The organism is Telmatocola sphagniphila, from assembly GCF_018398935.1.
Classification (GTDB): domain Bacteria; phylum Planctomycetota; class Planctomycetia; order Gemmatales; family Gemmataceae; genus Telmatocola; species Telmatocola sphagniphila.
In genome coordinates, this window is sequence record NZ_CP074694.1 from 639,469 (window position 1) to 659,355 (window position 19,887).

14 protein-coding genes are annotated in these 19,887 nt (G+C 52.9%); 10 read left to right on the forward strand and 4 right to left on the reverse strand.

The window, feature by feature from the left end; all coding sequences use genetic code 11:
• Positions 1–25 precede the first annotated feature (25 nt).
• From KIH39_RS02815 to KIH39_RS02830, 4 genes are all read left to right on the forward strand, one after another.
• The gene (locus KIH39_RS02815; protein ID WP_213497760.1) at positions 26–808 is read left to right on the forward strand and encodes an MlaE family ABC transporter permease; all 783 of its coding nucleotides are present in this window, start codon (positions 26–28) and stop codon (positions 806–808) included.
• 9 nt (positions 809–817) lie between these two features.
• Positions 818–1,600: an ABC transporter ATP-binding protein gene (locus KIH39_RS02820; RefSeq protein WP_213497761.1), complete on the forward strand. Its 783-nt coding sequence runs from the start codon at positions 818–820 to the stop codon at positions 1,598–1,600.
• Entirely contained in the window at positions 1,597–2,952 is a 1,356-nt protein-coding gene (locus tag KIH39_RS02825) for an MlaD family protein (protein ID WP_213497762.1), read from the forward strand. The genes KIH39_RS02820 and KIH39_RS02825 overlap by 4 nt, the downstream gene beginning before the upstream one ends.
• 128 nt (positions 2,953–3,080) lie before the next feature.
• Complete coding sequence (locus KIH39_RS02830) at positions 3,081–5,195, forward strand: choice-of-anchor X domain-containing protein (protein ID WP_246539488.1); 2,115 nt, start codon at positions 3,081–3,083, stop codon at positions 5,193–5,195.
• A 26-nt stretch (positions 5,196–5,221) separates the two neighbouring features.
• Here KIH39_RS02830 and KIH39_RS02835 read toward each other — a convergent pair whose 3' ends face one another.
• The 3 genes from KIH39_RS02835 to KIH39_RS02845 form a co-directional block, all read right to left on the reverse strand.
• Positions 5,222–5,941 carry a hypothetical protein gene (locus KIH39_RS02835; RefSeq protein WP_213497763.1) on the reverse strand — a complete coding sequence of 240 codons (720 nt, stop codon included), beginning with the start codon at positions 5,939–5,941 and terminating at the stop codon, positions 5,222–5,224.
• A 74-nt stretch (positions 5,942–6,015) separates the two neighbouring features.
• Positions 6,016–7,734, reverse strand: a complete 1,719-nt coding sequence (locus KIH39_RS02840; RefSeq protein WP_213497764.1) for a sensor histidine kinase — start codon at positions 7,732–7,734, stop codon at positions 6,016–6,018.
• A complete protein-coding gene (locus KIH39_RS02845; RefSeq protein WP_246539489.1) occupies positions 7,731–8,465 on the reverse strand; it encodes a response regulator transcription factor in 735 nt (244 codons plus the stop codon). The genes KIH39_RS02840 and KIH39_RS02845 overlap by 4 nt, the downstream gene beginning before the upstream one ends.
• A gap of 147 nt (positions 8,466–8,612) precedes the next feature.
• Here KIH39_RS02845 and ispG point away from each other — a divergent pair, with 147 nt between their 5' ends.
• From ispG to KIH39_RS02865, 4 genes are all read left to right on the forward strand, one after another.
• Positions 8,613–9,788: a flavodoxin-dependent (E)-4-hydroxy-3-methylbut-2-enyl-diphosphate synthase gene (ispG, locus tag KIH39_RS02850; RefSeq protein WP_213497765.1), complete on the forward strand. Its 1,176-nt coding sequence runs from the start codon at positions 8,613–8,615 to the stop codon at positions 9,786–9,788.
• Positions 9,789–9,926: 138 nt separating this feature from the next.
• Positions 9,927–11,786 (forward strand): hypothetical protein, encoded by a 1,860-nt coding sequence (locus KIH39_RS02855; protein ID WP_213497766.1) that lies wholly within the window; start codon positions 9,927–9,929, stop codon positions 11,784–11,786.
• 60 nt (positions 11,787–11,846) lie between these two features.
• On the forward strand, positions 11,847–13,259 hold the full coding sequence (gene glnA, locus KIH39_RS02860) for a type I glutamate--ammonia ligase (RefSeq protein ID WP_213497767.1): 1,413 nt from the start codon (positions 11,847–11,849) through the stop codon (positions 13,257–13,259).
• 511 nt (positions 13,260–13,770) lie between these two features.
• Entirely contained in the window at positions 13,771–14,847 is a 1,077-nt protein-coding gene (locus KIH39_RS02865; RefSeq protein WP_213497768.1) for an outer membrane beta-barrel protein, read from the forward strand.
• Positions 14,848–14,925: 78 nt separating this feature from the next.
• On the opposite strand, the gene KIH39_RS02870 is transcribed toward KIH39_RS02865, so the two are convergent.
• Positions 14,926–16,512 carry an outer membrane beta-barrel protein gene (locus tag KIH39_RS02870; RefSeq protein ID WP_213497769.1) on the reverse strand — a complete coding sequence of 529 codons (1,587 nt, stop codon included), beginning with the start codon at positions 16,510–16,512 and terminating at the stop codon, positions 14,926–14,928.
• 642 nt (positions 16,513–17,154) lie between these two features.
• Here KIH39_RS02870 and KIH39_RS02875 point away from each other — a divergent pair.
• Together KIH39_RS02875 and KIH39_RS02880 are read left to right on the forward strand one after the other, a co-directional pair.
• Positions 17,155–19,341: an ammonium transporter gene (locus KIH39_RS02875; protein ID WP_246539491.1), complete on the forward strand. Its 2,187-nt coding sequence runs from the start codon at positions 17,155–17,157 to the stop codon at positions 19,339–19,341.
• A gap of 60 nt (positions 19,342–19,401) precedes the next feature.
• Positions 19,402–19,755: a P-II family nitrogen regulator gene (locus tag KIH39_RS02880; RefSeq protein WP_213497770.1), complete on the forward strand. Its 354-nt coding sequence runs from the start codon at positions 19,402–19,404 to the stop codon at positions 19,753–19,755.
• Positions 19,756–19,887: the final 132 nt, after the last annotated feature.

A 19,887-nucleotide genomic window follows, 5' to 3' on the forward strand; every position in this document is an offset into this window, starting at 1 on the left:
CGGTCTTCTCCGCTAAAACAACAGCATGAGTGCTGAAGCGAATATTATCCGGTCCTGGTTGGAACACCTGGGTGATTGGGCCCATTTTTCTTTTCAGACAGTTTTCGGCATTTTCTTCAGCTTTCGAACGTTAACCCAGTCTTGGCCCGTTTATTACGAAATCGGCGTTCGCAGCGTTGGGGTAGTCGTAGTTACCGGTATGTTCATTGGAATGGTGCTAGCCCTCGAAGCCCATACCGAATTTCATCCGTACGGATTGGATACTTCGCTCGGTGCCATCAGCATCACGTCGATTCTCGGCGAACTCGGTCCAGTTCTCGCGGCCGTGATGTTAGCGGGACGGGTGGGCAGTGCCATGGCGGCCGAGATCGGTACCATGCGGATTACCGATCAAACTGATGCTTTGACCTGTCTGGGAGTGAATCCGATTCACTACTTATCCACCCCCCGGTTGGTCGGCTGCCTGATACTGGTGCCCATGCTGACCTTATTTGCCGATCTGGCGGGAATTGTCGGTAGCACCCTCATTTCCACACAGGTTCTGGGGGTCGATGCTCACCACTACTGGCAGCAGACTTTGCGAGTGGTTGTGCGATATGATCTCCTCACCGGTTTAATCAAGTCGATCGTGTTCGGAGCGATGATCGCCCTGATCAGCTGCTACCAGGGCTTTCAGTGCAAGGCGGGCGCTCAAGGTGTTGGACGGGCGGCGACGCAATCCTTCGTTCTTTCGTTCCTGGCGATCCTGTTCTTTGATTTTCTGTTGGTTTATCTTTTTGCTCATATTCGCCCTTTCTTCGTCGGTTAAAATTCAAACATGGAAGCACCTTTACTAGAATTGCGAAACGTGGATGTCTCTTTCGGGAGCCAGCCAATTCTGCGCGGCATCAATCTGACCATTCGTTCGGGTGAGACGGTTTCCATAATCGGGGAGAGTGGTTGCGGTAAAACTGTTCTGTTGAAGCTTCTGGTTGGGCTGCTGCAGCCCAGTGCGGGAGAAATTCTGTTCGAAGGAGCCGATCTCGGGGATCTGTCGACCTTCAAATTGGGTTCAATCCGTCGCAGAATCGGTTTTCTCTTTCAAGGGGCCGCCCTCTTCGACAGTCTGACGGTCTACGAAAATATCGCATTCGGTGTGCGACTTCTCCGTAAATTCGACGAGAAGCATATCCGGGAGATCGTGCACTTACATCTGGCAGAAGTCGGATTACCGGAAAATTCGGTCTCCAAGATGCCCTCGGAGCTTTCGGGCGGTATGAAAAAGCGGGTTGGATTAGCGCGTGCGCTCGCCTTAAACCCCGATGTGATGCTCTACGATGAACCGACTACTGGGCTCGATCCGATCATGACTGATGTGATTAATGATTTGATCCTTCAGACTCGGGCCAAACGCCCCCTGACCAGCGTCGTGGTCACCCACGAAATGCGGACGGTCCGGAAGGTGGCCGATCGGGTGCTGATGCTGTTCCCGGCTTCCCGATTGACGGATTCGGAGAGTCAGGTCCTCTTCGACGGCTCGGTTGCGGGGTTGGCGGATGCTTCTGATCCGCGGATTAAACAGTTCATCGAAGGCGATGCCCGAGTACTCGTGAAAACATGAACTCCAATGGCTACCGATTGCGGCTGGGACTTTTTGTCCTACTTTCCTTTGGTTTACTGACCGGGATGATCTTGCTGTTTGGTGGTTCCCCCGTACGTTTTCGGGAAACCAACCCCTATACCATCCGGTTTTCCGATGCCCCCGGGGTGAATGTCGGTACACCGGTCCGCAGATCGGGAATCCGCATCGGCGAGGTTTCGAAGATTGATCTCGATCCGGAAACCGGCAAAGTCTATGCCCAGGTTCTGCTGGAATCGAAATATCTGCCGCGGACCGGGGATGAACCCACGGTAGTGCGCGGCCTGCTAGTGAACGATACCAGCATCGATTTGATTCCCCTGCGGCCCGATCAGGTTGGAACACCACTGCCTATCGGCTCGGAACTCGTCGGTATCTCCAATTCGTCTAATCCGGTGGCCGCCGTGCAGGATCTGATGCCCGAGGTTCAGAAATCTCTCGAACAGATTCGCCGTTCGATGGCCAAGCTGGAGGAAATCGTTCCCCAGATGAATCGTACGCTGGAAGATTTTTCTCTGCTGGCCAAGGATACCCGAACGTTAATCCCCGAATTGAAGAAATCGAGCGACAGTTTTCAGGAAGCTCTCGCCCTCGCGAAAAATACCATCCCGGAATTTACCAAATCGAATAAGGCAATTCAGGATGCGGCGGCCGATGCTCAGAAGATGATCAACTCTGGCCGCACTTGGATTGAAGACACCAATAATTTGATCAAGAAAAACGAACCCAAAGTTGTCAAAGTGCTGGATAATGCCGCCAACACCCTCGATAGTCTGGGGCAGTTATTCAACGATGAGAATCGGAAGAATGCCTCGGAGATGTTGAAGAACCTTAACGACGCCAGCAAGAGTCTCGAGCGTACGGCCTCTTCCACGGAAGACTTTTTTAAAGATATCCGCAAGACCATGACTAAGGTAAATGAGACGCTCACCAATGCGGATCTCGCAGTCACCGATCTTCGCGGTACGATTAAACCGATCAGCGACAAAATGGGACAGGTGATGGAGAACATCGACGTTGCTTCCAAGCAACTGGCTTTGACGCTCTCCGATACTCGGCAATTACTAAAGGCCGTGTCCCGGGCGGATGGAACGGTCGCCAAGTTTTTGAACGATCCGGCCTTTTACGACAATCTAAATCAAGCTTCCATTCTGTTCATGCGTGTGATGCCTCGGCTCGATCGCATCTTCCGGGATCTCGAAGTCTTCTCCGATAAGATTGCCCGGCATCCGGAAAGCATCGGCTTAGGTGGAGCTATTCGGCCCAGTGCGGGTCTGAAAGAATCTCCAATTCCGGCCGCCAGCTTTGGGCCGCTTCAGCCGCGTCTACCTTAGGCTGGCATTTCGGCGAAATTGAATTTGGCCCGGTTGTGCCCCGATTGCGATATTTTTTTCCAGGGGACTATCTCCAGGCCATTCTCCGCCTAGTCCCAAGTCTTCTCCGCCTAGAATAGAAGAGGTTAATGGGTAGTCCCGCAATCCTTCGGGGGACGATGATGTCTCGTCTGTTGGCAATCCTTGGTTGTTTACTTCTGGCGGGGGCTTCTCCGGCATCGGAATCCGCTCCTCAAGACAAAGTCGCCCTGATATCAGATATCGTCCATGAACCTACGCAACCGAAACCTAACATACCAGTGCTAATAAAGGCTCGAATCGCTCCCGGTGCCACTAAAGTTGTTTTGAAGCTTCAGGCTGTGGCTCCTGGGAAATATATCGCGAAGTCCGACCCCGCCTACGAAAAGGAATGGCTCGAATTCCCGATGCACGACGATGGTCAGGACGGCGATGCCAAGGCGGGGGATGGCATTTACTCCGTACGAATTCCGGCCAGTTACCAGAAACATCGCTGGCTCCTGCGCTATCGCATCCTGGTGACCAGTAAGGAGGGAAAGACGGTTCAGGAACCGCTGGCCGCGGAGGCCAGTCCGAATTACGCCTGGTGGTGTGATGCGGGACCGGCGACCTGGAAAGGAACTCGCGACCCTGGAAAGACTCCGGTTTTAACCTTCAGTTCCCAGTTTCTGGGGACACTGCAATCGATTCAACTCATCGCCAAAGCCGAAGAAGTCGCGAAAAGCCAGTGGGATGGCGGGGCTCATAAGCAGAAGCAGCAGGGGACCATTATCTACAAAGGGGTGGTTTACGATCATATCCGCTACAGCAACCGGGGGCAGGGGAGCGCGCATATCTCCGGGAAAAACAAATGGAGCCTGAAGTTCAATCCCGATGAAGAAATTCCCTTCGTCGATCATAACGGCGTTCCCTTCGCGGAGAGCTGCGCCAGTCTGAATCTCAACCCTGGGGGTTGCACACCCTACTTACCGGTTCATCGAGGGATTGCCGGATTGGATGAAGTTCTTTCGTTTCGCGCTTATCGTTTAGCCGGAGTCCCCAGTCCCCCGGCGACCTGGATCCAATGGCGAGTGATCACCCAACCGGACGAAGTGTCTGCCAGAGATCAGTATCAGGGAGATTTGTGGGGGCTTTACGTAGCCATCGGCGAAATGACACCCAAACAGTTGAGCGATACCAAACTACCCAACGGACTGACCTTCAGCACTCAAAGCGGTATCAAGCATACTCCCAAAGGGATGGCGGATGCGGATAAGCTGTGGGAGAAGTTCGTCAATACGATGCGGTCGAATCCCAAGGAATCCTGGTGGCGGGAGAACCTGGATCTCAAAGCCTTCTTCAGTTTCCATGCGATGAATCGACTTTTGGGTAACGTTGATCTGCGGCCCGATGGCAATCACGGCTATTACCGGCATCCGGACGGGCATTGGGCACCGATCCCCTGGGATTTGGATATGATGTTTGTGCCCCGTCACCATCAACCCGGTGTCATCGACGCGGTGGCCTGTCTGAATCATCCGAAAATTGCCCTGGAATATCGCAATCGAGCCCGCGAAATTCTGGATCTATTCGCTTCGGACTACTCTCCGAAGGGAGGACAGATCGGGCAGTTGACCATCGATCTGGGGAAAGTTCTGACTCCCCCCGGTTTTAACGTCGACTGGCCACGTCTGGATGAAGCTGTCTGGAATCAAAACCCGCACATGAATCAAAAGGGCAGTTACTATCTCAATCCGACCAATGCCGAGCATTTTGGAGGGGCATGGAAGCGGACTCTGGCTACCAATGATTTTGCGGGCTTTCAAAAATACATCGTCGAGTTTTGCACCGATTCGCGGCCGACCAAAAACTACGCTCCGAATGATGGCGATCAGAGAGGCTATGGCTGGGGCTATCTGAATTTTGAAGCGAAAGAGGACAAAATACCTGCTACCGCCCGAGTGGAACGGCTACCCGGCAACAGTCCGAAATTTAAAGCGACCTCCTTCGAATCTTCCGCAGGTGATAAATCGGCGGCTTTGGAATGGCGTGTCGGCCGGGTAGGCAAAAAAGGCTGGTACGAGTTGGGCGATCACTGGCGGAAGGAAACCGGGGCGGGGTTGGAAGTGGAGGTTCCGACGGAGATTTTCAAGGAATCGGGCGTTTATCGCGTGCGTGCTCGCTGGAGAGACCAAACGGGCCGTTGCGGGCATTGGAGCAACCCGTTAGAGATCACCACCAAATAACAACCCTTTCCGGTTAGGGCTGAACATTACGGCTTCCAAACGTTATCATCCAGCTTGTCGACAAGTTTGATTTCGTCGATCGCCCAGTAATGCATTTTGCGACCGTTATGAAATTCCGTTTCCTCGAAGGGCAGCTTAATGCCATTCACGGCCTGATGCTTCCCGAAACTCAACTCGCGCAGAATCTTCACGCCGGCTTCCCGCGAGGAGTAGGCCGTTCGCACGTGTAACAGAGATTGTTTGTCGAAATACATCAGAGCGTCTGGACGGCCTTTTTTCGAGACTTTCAGTCCCACGGCCGGTCCGCTGTCGAGTTGGATATCCGGAATGCGAGTCAGTTTCGTATCGGCTTCCCGGAGCGGGAAGAGATTGCAGAGCCAGTAGATGTAGACTCCCTCACTGAATTCCGCAAGATCCTCCCGGGTCATTTCCACCACGGCCTGGCCAAATCGTTGGCTCCAGCCTTTCTCCTTGTTCATTACGATGTTGACGCGCCGTTTTTCGGAATCGAAGTAGAGATCGGTCGTCATGCGGAATTTGCTGGGCCAGCTCATCTGAAATTCCCGATCGGCTTTCTGATTGAACATGGTGCCATGAGCTTTGGTGATCATGGTTTTCAGCCGGTCCAGCCGTTCGGGTTTTTCAGCGGTCGCGACGAAAATCTTGTCGAGTAGCTCTTCGGCTTCCCCGGCGCGGACATTGGAAATGCACAGTAATAAAGTGCTGATTATCAGCGTAAAACGCATGCTAATTCTCCCGGCGAAAGCCTCAACACAGAGATTATCGCCGAAAGATGCGACTGAAAAGAGGAATTAATTTCTTATCGGTTCGGAATGCAGATTTTGAACTGGCTTCCCTGACCCACTTGACTGGCTAGTTCGAGAGTGCCGCCGAGGCGGGATACGTATTCTTTCACGATTGCAAGGCCTAGGCCGGCATGGACGCCGGTATTGGTCCGGGATGGATCAACGCGATAGAACCGTTCGAAAATTTTATCTTTCAAATCGGGGGAAATTCCGATTCCGGTGTCCCGCACATCGACTTCCAAGCCATTTTTGCCCCAGCTTTTGGCGCTGAGCTCAATTTCACCGCCGGGCTTATTGTACTCGATGGCGTTGTGGAGCAAGTTCATGACCACTTCGCGAAGTTTGTCCGGGTCGGTTCGCAGCTTCAGATCGGAATCGAGTTTCAGCTGGAATTTCAGCCCCTGCGCTTCCGCCAGCGGCTTGCTAATCGCTCCGCAGACGCCCAGAAGCTTGCTGGCATCGACCTCTTCGGTCTTCACATGATCGGCCCCGGCATCCAGGTACGCCAGTGCCATGATGCGTTCGACCAATCCTCCCATCTCCTTGCCGATCATCCGGCAATCCTGCAGGACTTCCTGATACTCAGAGACCGAACGCGGCTTTTTCAGGGCGACATCCAAAGTGGCGTTGAGTGAGGCAATCGGAGTTCGCAATTCGTGCGAGATATCCGCGGTCGCCTGCTTTTCGCGCTCGAACGCCCGGCGAAGCAGATCGAGAGTCGTCCGTAACTTTTCCACCGTGGGATAGACTTCTAACGGCATCGATTCCGATTTCAAAGGAAGATTGAAATCCTTCTCCGAAACCTGGCTTACGGCTTCCGACAGCCGGCGAAGCGGTTTCAGACCTTGGGTGATGATCAATCCCACGCCGAGTGTGGCTGCCAGCAGAGTTAATAAGCCTATTCCTATCAGGCTCAGCTTCAATCGAGAGAGGGTAGCTTCTCCCTCCGCCTTGAAGGTGTCGGCTTCGTCTTCCGTGTTCCTGAGGAGTCGTTGAATTGTGGGATGATTGTCTTCATCCCAGCCGACCTGAATGGTAACCATCGGGGTAGTTCGTTTAACGACACCCGCGTTCGATCGCGGACCGGAAGGGGGTTGGGGAGGGGTCTGCGAACGACTCGGGGTCGGGGAAGGTGGCAGAATGGCATACCAGGCTGCCGTTCCACCGATTATGCTACTCGAAAAGCGGTTGATGAGAAATTGCGCTCGGGCATCCACCGAAATGTAGTGGTCGATGGGCACCTGCAAAGTCACCATGCGGATATTGCGTTCTCCCAGTTTCGCTTCGCTGTAATAGTGTTCGTAGGGGGCTAGTAATATGGAGGGGGAGGGCAGGCTGGTCTGAGCTTGCTCCAGACTTTTGGAAATCCAGGTCGTCAGATCGCGTGATTCGGATTTCAATTGAAGGAATTCGTTCTGGCTTTCTTCGAGCGAACGGCTTAACTGATCTTCTTTGAAACTGACTTTGTTCGGCACCGGACTGATAGTGTCCGGCATGGGGCCGGCCCGGAAAGTCACTTTGAGTTCGGCGAGGGTGGCGAAACTGCGAGCTTCGGCCAGAATGGCTTCGTCCCGCTTGTCTTCGAATTGCAACTTCAGCAAATTTCGAATAGCGGAGTTTTTTTCTTCCAGAGCATTTTTACTCATCCGATAGACCAGAAAACAAACCACACCCAGCGTGCAGATGAGCATCAAAACGATGCCCACAACTGTTCTCTGTCGGATCGAGCTCATTTTAATTCCACAGACGGGCTAGTCGTTTCGGCCGGGGTGGCGCTGGCAGGGGCCGTCATCTCTTCCGAGCGGAGCATATAGCCTTCGCCCCAGCGAGTCAGGATCAAAGGTGGATCGAAGCCCTTGTCGATCTTGTTCCGCAAATACCGAATATAAACGTCGACGACGTTGGAGGTATTCTCATCGTACTCGTCGTAAATATGTTCCCAGATCATGGTTCGGGTAACAACTTTACCCCGATTGTACGCCAGGAATTCGAGAAGTGAATATTCGCGTGGTGTCAAATGTATCATCTGTCCGGCGCGTTTTACCACGCGGGCGGATGTGTCGATGGTCATATCACAGATGCGGAGAACCGGATCTTTAATGTGATGGCCACGACGAATCAGAGCCCGCAAGCGAGCCAGTAATTCTTCGAGTTCGAAAGGCTTGGTGAGGTAATCGTCTGCCCCGTGATCCAAGCCGGTGATTTTGTCCTGCAGGGTATCGCGGGCCGTCAGCATCAGGACGTGAGTCTGGATACCTGCCTTACGCCATTCTTTAATTAAGGCGAGCCCATCGATTTTGGGAAGCATTAGATCGAGAATGATGACGTCGTAATTCGTGGCCCGCGCCTTGAAGTTGCCATCTTCCCCATCGTAAGCGACATCGACAGCAAATCCTTCTTCTTCCAGTCCTTGGCGAAGGGCTTTAACGAGATGCTTGTGATCTTCGATCAGGAGCAATCGCACTGTCAGTCTCCCGGATAGTATTTACAAAATTGATTCTAATCGACTTCCAATGAAAGCCCTATGAGAACGAAAACCCCATAGAAGGCGAGAAGTATCGACCTACAATAACACCGTTGTCGGACCGTAACCTAACATGAGATTATTCCCATGAAGCGGAATTTGTCCTTGATCAAGGAAGTACCCAAAACCCCAGGAAAACCGCGTCATAAAACTCGGGAAGTGCAAATTGGTGAAAAATGCATCGGCGGGGGTAATCCTATCCTTGTTCAGTCGATGACCACCACCGATACCTTCGACGTTGAGGCGACTGTAAAACAGATTCATGCTTTGGAAGAAGCGGGCTGCGAAATGGTTCGGGTGACCGTGCCCAAACCCGAGGATGCCGGGGCTTTAGGCCGGATTCGCGAGCAAATCGGCATTCCGCTGATCTGCGATATCCATTTCGATTACAAGATGGCCTTGCAGGCTCTGGATCACCCAGTTGATAAAATCCGCATTAACCCGGGCAACATCGGGGGCTATGATCGTTTTCGACAAGTCGTTCGCCGGGCCAAGGAACGCGGTATCCCGATGCGAATCGGCGTGAACGCGGGAAGTCTGGAGCGGGAACTGGTCGAGAAATACGAATTTCCTTGCCCTCCGGCGATGGTCGAAAGTGCCATACGTTACATCGAGATGGCCGAAGAGGAAGGCTATCACCAGATGGTGGTATCCCTAAAATCGAGCGACGTCCTGACCGTGGTGGAAGCCTACCGACTTTATGCTCAGCTCTGCGATTATCCCACTCATATTGGCGTCACCGAAGCGGGCAAACCTCCCTATGCCGTCACCAAATCCGCCGCCGGGCTGTCTCCGATTCTGCTCGATGGCATCGGAGATACGATTCGAATCAGTCTCCTCGGGGATCCGGTACCGGAGATTGGCGCTGCATTCGATATTCTTCAAGCCACGCAGCGGAGGGTACGTAAGCCGGAGTTAATCGCCTGTCCCACTTGCGGCCGCCTGGCGATTGATTTGGAAAAAATCATTGCTGAGCTCGAAAAGAGACTCGAAGGGAAGCGAACGCCGGTCAAAATCAGCGTGCTGGGCTGCGTGGTCAACGGGCCGGGCGAAGCTCGGGAGGCCGATATTGGAATCGCGGCCGGGAACGGCAAAGGCGTGATCTTCCGCAATGGCGAGATCGTTCGCCACGTTCTCGAAGCCGAGATGGTGGATGCGTTGCTCGAAGAGATCCAGTTATGGGAAACGAACAACAAAGATAAAATGCCGGCCGAGGTTCCGAAAACCGTCGGCGGACGACGCAAGCTTCCCCTCGTGGTTTGAAAGTAATTCGCCCACTTTTTCGACTTTATCATTTTCAAGGCGCGAGAGTTTCTTTCCTGCTTGCTCTCGGCGCTGCGCTTTGCGACAATAAATATTAAGAACCTATCAGATCGACTCGGGCACCAGGGATTCTAGTCCATGCCGATTGTTTTTGCATGTCCGTTCTGCGGTGAAGGATACAAACTTAAGGACGAATACGCGGGCAAGAAAGCCACTTGCCGCCGCCAGAGTTGTCGTAAAGTTTTTACGGTTCCCAGCAGTTCGCAACCGGTCGGTACAGCTGCTAGTTCCGCAGGGTCTCAAGCTCCCGTGGATGCAGAGGCTCTGGCCTTGTCCGCCCTCGCCGACGAGCCCGAAGTTCAACGCGCCATGTCGGTAATTTCGATGATTTGCAAAAACTGCGATCATCACTGGGATGTGGAAGTCAACAAACAAGGCAAAAACGTCCCTTGTCCCGAATGCCGCACGATCAACAAGGTGCCCATCCCCAAAGAAGCCGCGAAGCAAGACTGGCGAGTAGGTAATCAGGGACTTCCCTCCGGTGCCAAGCAGAATTTTGAAAAGTTGGAAGGTGTGGCCGCGGCAGGTCTGGGCGGTTATGTCTCCGGTACCTCGATCGTGGCGGCCGGTGCGGCACCCAAGATCGAATACGAACCACTCACGCTCAAACAGAAAGCCTTTCGCGTAAGTCTGGTAGTTGTGCCACTCCTTTTGGTGGCAGGGGCCGTGTTTTTCTTCTTCCGCACCAAAGCCGCGACCAATACTGAGAAGTTGTTGAAAGATTCTCTGGCCGAGGTCACGGGGGAAGGGGGCTCGACCCTTCCCGAATACCATGCCGCAGTGCTTATGGCCACGGGCGAATACCGAGTTCGAGCCGCCAGTACGGAAAGCACCCTGGAATCCGGTTTCCAGACTTTGCAGGCGGCTCGAAAGAAACTTTCGGAAATGGAGAGGCAGCCGATCGATCGAGGCATGCTGATGATCGACCTGTCGAAAATTTTTACGGCTCTCGCAGGTGAGAAAAGCCAGATTGAAGCGAATACTCGTAAAAGTTGGGAGCAGATGCAGAAGGAAGTCCGTCAGACTCTAGATGAAGCGGCGGGGCTGACTAAAGAATTTCGAATCTACATGATCCATGCATTGGCTCCGTTATGGATCAATGCCGGTAAGGGAACCAATTTTGCCAAGATCGTGAAGGAAGCTTCGCCGCCGGAAGAATCTCATGATCTAATGGCCTACGTCGGCCTGGAAGCGATCTACCTGAAAAAACCGGATGCCGCTTCGGATATTCTGGGTATGGTCGATGTCAGCCGGGCTAGCCCTTTTGCCACCGCGCTCATCAAACTCACCGATCAACCGGCCGATTCCGGTTTTAATCTGGTCCCCGCCCCTCCGGCTTCTCCCAATCCGATCAGTCGGGATGACAGCCGACTGGCCTATTCGATTGAAGCCATCTTGCGCGGTCGCGGCGATGTGGCCAAGAGTATCGCGACTCGAGCCGGTGGTACACCTGAAGCCATTTTCCGAACCACTTTACTGGTTTCCTGCTTCTCGGAAGGTCCCGATTCCGTGGCTATGATCGAGACGGCCAATCGCTACTATCAGTCTCAGTTAAGAGCTTCGCCCCTCTCTCCCTGGCTGATTTTTCTCCTGATCGATCAATCGCAGACGCTCGGCAAAGAAGATCTCGCTCAACAGGTCATTAAATCCCTCTCGGACGAAACGGTCACCGGCTGGGCCAAGTTCATTTTCGTGCGAAATAAAATGAACCTCGAGCCGAGTGCGAAAATCGACGAAACTCAGGCCGATGATATCGCCAAGCCTGACTTGGCTAAGATTGCGGCCAGCTATGCACGCTATTGGATCGTCCGGCGAAACACGAAAAAAGGCGATAATTCCTATTTCAAGTCCGCCGATAACTGGGCAAAAATTACCGCACGTCCCTTCGGATTACTCGGTGCCGTTTTGGGCGCTCAGGATAAAACAATAAAGAATTAGCCAACCTCGGTTCATCACTCCCCTTTTGAACCTCACTATCCAAACGGGAGACCGTCCCTCGTGACACCCAAAGAAATCCTCGCTTTGATCCGGGAAAAAGAGGTCAAAGCAGTCGATTTTCGCTTCATGGATTTTCCAGGTTTATGGCAGCATTTCACCATCCCCGCGGAGATTCTCGAAGAGGCGACGTTCGAAGAGGGGATCGGCTTCGACGGTTCGAGCTTGCGCGGCTGGCAATCGATCAACGAAGCCGACATGCTGGTGGTACCGGTTCCGAACACGGCCTTTATCGATCCTTTCTGTCGAGAAACGACACTCACCCTGATCTGCAATATACAGGATCCTCTTACAAAAGAGGACTACTCGCGCGATCCCCGCAATGTCGCCCGCAAAGCTTATAACTACATGCGGGCCGGGGGCATTTGCGATAAGGCGTATTTCGGACCCGAAGTCCAGTTCTTTGTTTTCGACGATATTCGCTTCGATCAGAATACGCACTCCGGTTACTACCAGATTGACAGTGTGGAAGGCGCCTGGAACACCGGGCGAGACGAGCGTCCTAATCTCGGACATAAACTGCGCTACAAGGAAGGATATTCGCCCTGTCCCCCTTCGGACGCCATGCACGATCTCCGCTCGGAGATGATGCTCATGATGATGCAGTGCGGGCTGACCGTCGAAGCCCATCGCCACGAAGCGGCTACGGCTGGTCAGGGCGAAGTGGGTATTCGTTACGATGAGCTGGTGAAGACCGCCGATAATGTCTTGAAGTATAAATATGTTGTGAAAAATGTGGCCCGCCGCAATCAGAAGACGGCCACCTTCATGCCCAAGCCGCTCTACCAGGAATATGGCAGCGGCATGAATGTGCATCTTTCGCTCTGGAAAAACGGCACGAATCTTTTTGCGGGTTCCCGCTATGCCGGCCTTTCGGAGATGGCGGAGTATGCAATCGGCGGCTTGTTAAAGCACGCTCCGGCACTTTGTGCTTTCACGAATCCGACGACCAACAGTTACAAACGACTGGTCCCCGGTTTCGAGGCTCCCATCAGTCTGGCATACTCCCAACGGAATCGCTCCGCCGCGATCCGAATTCCGGTCTACTCACCGGTGCCCAAGAACCGGCGGATCGAGTATCGACTCCCGGATGCCGCCGGGAATCCCTACCTGGTTTTTGCAGCAATGTTGATGGCCGTGCTGGATGGGATCAAGAATAAGATTGCACCCGGGGAACCCCTGGATAAGGATATTTACGATCTCGGGGCCGAGGAACTTTCCAAGGTGCCACCGACGCCCGGGTCGCTCGAGGAATCGCTGTCCGCACTCAAGGCCGATCATGAATTTCTACTGCAGGGCGGCGTCTTCACGGAAGATGTCATCGAAACCTGGATCAAGTACAAGCACCAGGTAGAGGTCGAAGCCATTCGCACGCGACCCCACCCTTACGAATTTGCTTTGTACTACGATATGTGAGAATTGCACTGATTTGATGTCTGGACGGAGGTCGAAAAAAGCCTTTCGCAGTCCGTGAAAGTAAGACGAAATATTATCGAAATCACATTATTATGGTTATTTCATAATCTTTTGACGTCAAATTGGGCAATTTATCCCATCTTTGAGTCTATGGGCAGGCTTTGAAAGCAGTTCGTACCTCTTGTTTTGGTTGAATATGAAATGCCGGTTATCCGATTATTGATTCATAAAATTTTGTTTATGAATCAATCAGATCGGGACCGGTGATTAAATGTGGAAGTGCTTGCTGCTTACGAGTTGTCTGATTTCAACCGGGCCCTCTGATCCGGTGGAGTCTCCGGGAGCCACAATCGCCGTAAAAACAGCTACCCCTCCTGATTCCGGAAGGGATTTGGCAGTTCCGCAAACTATTCCAGGGCAGACTGTTCTGCCGGAAATTCCCAACGATAGTCGTTCTAGGATTGTCCCAATCGAGGAAGCTCCAAAAGCGTTACCGGAGTCTGGAGCTCTCATGAAGCTCCTTTCAGGCACGGCCATTGGTTCGACTCTGGAACAAAGCAAAATCAGCATCTCGGGTTGGACAGAAGGGGCTTATACAGCGAGCTCAGCTCGCGGGGGGTCGCTGCCCATCGGCTTCAATTATAAGCCGAACCAGTTTCTGCTACAGCAGAACTGGTTGCGAGTTGAGCGAAGTATCGATACGGAGTCGAGCGAACCGAGCTGGGGTTTCCGATTCGATACGATTCTACCGGGTAGCGACTATCGTTTTACGCTGGCCCGCGGATTGATGACCTCTCAGCTCACGGACAATCGTGGTGACCCCAATCTCTACGGTATCGATCCGATTCAGTTTTACGGCGAATTTTATCTGCCCGGAATTGCCAAAGGCCTCGACATCAAGGTCGGTAGGTTCTTCGCTCAATTTGGCGTGGAAAGTATTGACGCGACTCAGAATCCGCTATTTTCGGGTAGCTATAACTTTTTCTACAACCCGTTCACACACACCGGTGTCCTGACCACATTGAATCTGGATGATACCTGGAGCGTGCAGAACGGTCTGGTCACCGGGAGCGATATTTTCATCGATTCCGGCTCTAATCCGACCTACATCGGGAGCGTGAAGTGGGCTCCGCCGAAGGGGAACGATAGCGTGCTGTTCGCTGTCGTGATTGGAAGTCATCGCTACGATGCTTCGCACAATTTGAACAACCCGGATGTATTCGACCTGGTCTACACGCATACATTTAACGACGATCTTTCTTACACCCTCGATGCCTGTTACAGCTTTCAGACGAACCTCCCTGACAGTGGTTTCGTCAACAACTTCGGTGTAGCGCAGTATTTGACTTATCAAATCTGTCCGCAACTGAGTGTGACTGGCCGATTGGAATTCTTCGACGATTGTCAGGGGCAAAAGACCGGATTCAAAGGGCTATACACCGCGTTGACGACGGGGGTAACCTATAAGCCGGAATCCTGGCTTTGGATCCGACCTGAAGTACGCTACGACTACAACGACGAATCGCGGCCGTTCGCCAACAAATCTTCTCTTTTTACGGCTTCGTGCGATGTGATTTTCCGGTGGTGAATTGCGATTTTCGACGCGCCCCATAGATTTGATGGGGCGCGTCTCCCGGTTCAGCTAATTCCGCACTCGAGCTCTCAATTAGAAACGCAGCGTCGTGTCGAAGGCGAACATCAGCATATTCCGGCGCGTGCCATTATCGAATGCCGGTGCATCGTAGGAGCGGTAGTAGCCCACTTCCGGTCGGAACTGTAAATACGCGTTGAAATTGTGGCTGATCCCGATGGTGTGGGAAGAATAATTCGTCGCATATCCCGATCGCATACCTTCCGCGTCATCCCACCATTCATTTCGGAAGGTCAGATAGTCTTTGTCGCCCAAGGCATAGACCGTGTAATTCAGTACTCCGTAAGCTTTGGAAGTTCCCGGGATAACGGGCCCAGGTCCACCACCACCTCCGAAGGCCTGAGGGGGGCCATTACTCGGCGTGCCTCCCAATCGCGCATCGGTCTCCCACATGAAGTAGGCTTCCGTGGCCGTGTGGAATTTGTCACTGAAAGTATGTGACCAGGTACCCACAACATAGTTGTAGTTGTCGTGGCCGCCGCTCGAAGATTCCCGATACTTGGCATCATTAATGGCATTATCCACCAGATATACCGAGTCCTTATTATCGGTGGATGTCCATTTGACGCCCAGCATCCCCGTGGGAATTGCGTCGTGCGACCAGGGAGCCATATCCCCACCGGCATAAATACCAGCCTGGACTTGCCACTGCTCGGTCAGACGAACGGTCGTCAGGACCCCCGTATGGGTGTAATCGTCATAAGTGAAAAGAATGGAGTGCGATGCCAGGTAATTATCCGGAGCCAGTTGGGCTTCGATATCGGGAGGCGAAATGTAGCGACCGGCTCGGATCGTGACCCCTTCGGCTATCCACGGAATGTAGAAGTCGCCATAGTATTCCAGCGGGTCGTAGCCATAAAGGCGATTATTCTTCAGTAATTGATCGCTGAAGTTGCCTTCGGAAGTGGTGTAGCGGTAATCGATCCCATAGAGACTGGTCAGTCGGAAGCCCCAGTCGAAATGGTCGGTTTGCACGGTATCGAGTAGCCGTTCCGCACGAAAAACCAGTTGATCGAGTTCAGCCCGATTCGGAACGACAAAATACGAAGTAGGCGAGTTCGATTGCTTATTAGTGCTGAAGTTGCCGGAAACGGTTGCCCAACCATACAAAGCGATTCGATTGTCTTTCAGGAAATTTCCAAACGGAGTTCCATCAAGCGCTTTTTGAAAAGGGCCGAGCACAGGTTCCTGCGGTAAACCAATGATGGGACCCTGGTATTCCAGAACCGGCCAGGAATAAGCGGGGTAAGGAGCGGGCAACCCACGGCGTGCTGGCGGAGGAGTATCTTCCGCCGGTTCGTCCTTCTTGCAGAACTCCGCTTTATAGGTTTTGAGTACTCGGAGGAAATAAGAGCCCTCAACGGGTTCGTCGGCTTTTTTGTCCTCCGCTTTCGTTTCTTCAGGCTTGGCCATCGAATCCGCGGCGGGAGTATTGCCGTTGGCAGCCGGCGTGCCTGGCACGGTCTGGCCGCTCGAGGGTTTAGGCGCCTTGAGGACAATGACCGTGCTCAAGGGATTATCCGATTCCAAATTCGGGGGAGCGGCGGTGTAATTGCTCTGCCCTATCGCGAGAGACAATCCGACGAGAACTTCCGTGAACACAATTCTCTCCTTCAAAGTGGTCGAATATCAAGAATTAGGAACTCACTGAGGGCCCAGGCTGAGGGCAAAAGGTTTCCCTATTTCCCCTGATCTTCGCCAGTATCCTCCAACTTCTGCAAATCCGCATGATCAGTATAATCGACATAAAGGCGCTAAGATCTCATCAATTATGAGCATTACATTTTCAAAAGTGATCCGATATCTTGCGTGGTTTCGACGGAAGAACTGATAAATATTGATTTATTAAATTCTAGTTTATTATGACTGATGGCCAAGTTTTCGAAGGTCATTCTTCACAGAACATAAGATCTGGCAAGGATTTATGATGAAAACGACGACTCGAGTCAATGCCATGACAAGTCTTTGAATGCAACAAATGGCTTCTATTTGTTAAGCATTTTTTGCCTATTAAATAGGCATTTTGTATCCAAATTTGACATTCTGGGAGCTGGATGAAGAAAATCTCATGAAATATTCGCGATTTAAGACGTTCCCACGCAAACGATTGCGCATATCAATAGCTTTTTGATTCGTTTCGGTACCAGGATTGCATTAATGATAGTATGCGAGTGAAAACATACCTGCTTTAATTGAATTCGTCGCATTCACTATTACTCAATCCCCGGCTAACGGAGAATATTCGTGAGGCATCAGCGATGTCTGCTCTTCATTGCAACTTTGTCTCTCTTGCTGGTTACTCAAACCAGTCCAGCCCGTGAAATAAAACCTACCGCATTCACACCACCGCAATTCTCCGTTATTCGCTTCGATCTCAATAAACCAAGCACTAATTTGCCGGTAGCCGTGGCCAACAGCGAGTTCATCTATTATCAACCCCCTGCCGATGCGGCCAAAGCCAATCCCGACGAAGTCAAAAAACTCGCGCTGGATGCTGGCAAAGATGCAAAAGATGCCAAAGACGAAGCGATAAAAGGGCAGGATCGAGCCGACTCGTCCTGGATGCTGATCTCCAGTGCGCTCGTGATGTTGATGGTACCCGGGCTGGCCCTGTTCTACGGCGGGATGGTTCGCAAGAAAAACATTCTGGCCACGATGATGCAAAGCTATGCCGCACTGGCAATCGTCGGCCTCTACTGGGTGATGTGCGGTTACGGTCTCGCTTTCGGGCCGTCCATCAATTTCTTCAAAGTCAGTTTCTGGGGAGTCTCGGAAGGCGGACTGGTAGGCTGGCACCCGGACCTATTTTTTCTGCGCGGGATCGCCCCGGATCAAAAACTTCCCGGGAATGGCATCACCGTTTATCTGCACTGCATGTTTCAAGGTATGTTTGCAATCATCACCCCGGCTCTGATTTCAGGAGCGCTGGCAGAACGTATTCGATTTTGGCCTTTCTGCATCTACATGATTCTCTGGGTCACCGTGGTTTACTGTCCGCTGGCACACATGGTCTGGGCGAACGATTTCTTTTATGACGATCCCCTGGATGAAGCGAAGGGTTTGGGTGGTTCCCCCATAGGTTTCCTTGGAAAACTGGGAGCCCTCGACTTCGCGGGAGGTACGGTCGTTCACATCGCTGCCGGAACCGCCGGTCTGGCCTGTGCCTTGGTCCTCCGCCGTCGCCTGGGATATCCGAAAACCGTAGTTCATCCCAACAGTATGGTGCTGACCCTACTGGGTGCGGGATTGCTCTGGTTCGGCTGGTTCGGTTTCAACGGGGGTTCGGCCCTGAACAGTTCGCCCTTGGCGGGTTCGGCTTTCGCCGCGACGCAAGCCGCCGCCGCCGCTGCCGGCCTGAGCTGGATATTCGTGGAATGGCTATTCAAAGGGAAGCCGACTGCTCTGGGAATGGCTTCTGGGATCGTTGCCGGTCTTGTAGCCGTTACCCCGGCCTCGGGATTTGTTTTCATCTGGGGGGGCGTGGCCATCGGCGTTCTGGCTGGGGTTCTCTGCTACTTCGCCGTTTCTCTCAAGGGGCTTTTTGGCTACGACGACTCCCTGGATGCCTTTGGTGTGCATGCCGTGGGGGGCTTCCTGGGTGCTATCCTGACGGGCTTTTTCTGCTACGCTCAAATTCAACCGGCCAGTGCGGATGGCTATTTTGCCGTTCCGTCGGTTTTAGCGGCCGGTCCAGTGCTGGATGAAAAAATCAAAAAGGTGGAGGCCGATTTGCCCGCGATTAAGAAAGCGGCGGAGGCAGCGGATGCCGAATTGACGAAGGCCGGTGATAAAGCGGATGACAAATTGAAGGAATCCACAGCGGTGGCTAAGGGCAAGCTCTCCCGCTTGGAGGCGAAGCTCGAAGGCCTGAAGAAAGACAAAGAAACCAATACGAAGGCCGTGGAATCCTACAAGAAGGACAATATCGGCCCGATGACCCAGGTGATGAAGCAGGTCAAAGCGGCCTGTCTTTCGGCCGGTTTTGCCTTCGTAGCCAGTTTACTTCTGGCGATTCTCGTTCAGATCCTGACTTTGGGGAACTTCACTACATCCGCTAAGGAAGAGACCGAAGGTCTCGACCATACCGAGCATGGCGAAGTCGGCTTCGACTTCGGTTTAGGTATCGAATCCTCAACGAGCGGTATGGGGGAACCGAAGGCTGCCAAGATGCCTCCGGGTGGCAAGCGCTTCAGCATAGAAATTGAAGGCACGGAAAACGGCAGCCTGATGAAAGCCTGGTCCGAGCTGTGCGTGCCGCAGACCGGGGCAGTGGATGCCGATTTTAAAGCGGTTTATCCGCACGTAACGACCGTGCAGGGGACTAAGTTCTACTTCCGGGGTGGAGATTCCAAGAAGATTGCCTCGCACCTGTCCGCGCTGTTCAAAAAGAAGTTGGGTAAACCGGTGACTGTCAAAATCAACGAGACCTGACAACCAGGTTTCGGGCAATGCCCCAGCCGGCAAAATATACTCTCACAAAGGTGATTAGAAGTGAAACTGGTCGTAGCGATCATCCGGCCCGAAAAGCTGGAGGAAGTTCAAAAGGCTCTCAATCAAGTCGACGTGTATTTAATGACTGTGTCCGACGTGCGGGGCTGCGGTCGCCAGCGCGGCTTCACGGAAGTTTATCGCGGCACGGAAATTCAGATCCGGCTGCTGCCGAAGATCAAGCTGGAAATCGCCGTGAACGAGGCTTTCGTGGAAGCCACGGTGGAAGCCATCGTGCACGCGGCTCGCACCGAAGAGACGGGGCAGATCGGAGATGGCAAAATCTTCGTTCTGCCGCTCGATGATGCTATTCGAATTCGGACGGGCGAACGGGGCCCAACGGCGATCGGACCCTGATCAAAACCGCAATTTTTACCCGTTTCCATCCGGATCGCGCGCGGTATAGTATTGTCATTCACCTCAGGTAGGCAGGCTGCCTACCCAGTTGGCATTCGTAGGAAACACATTCACCACGAACGGAAATATTTT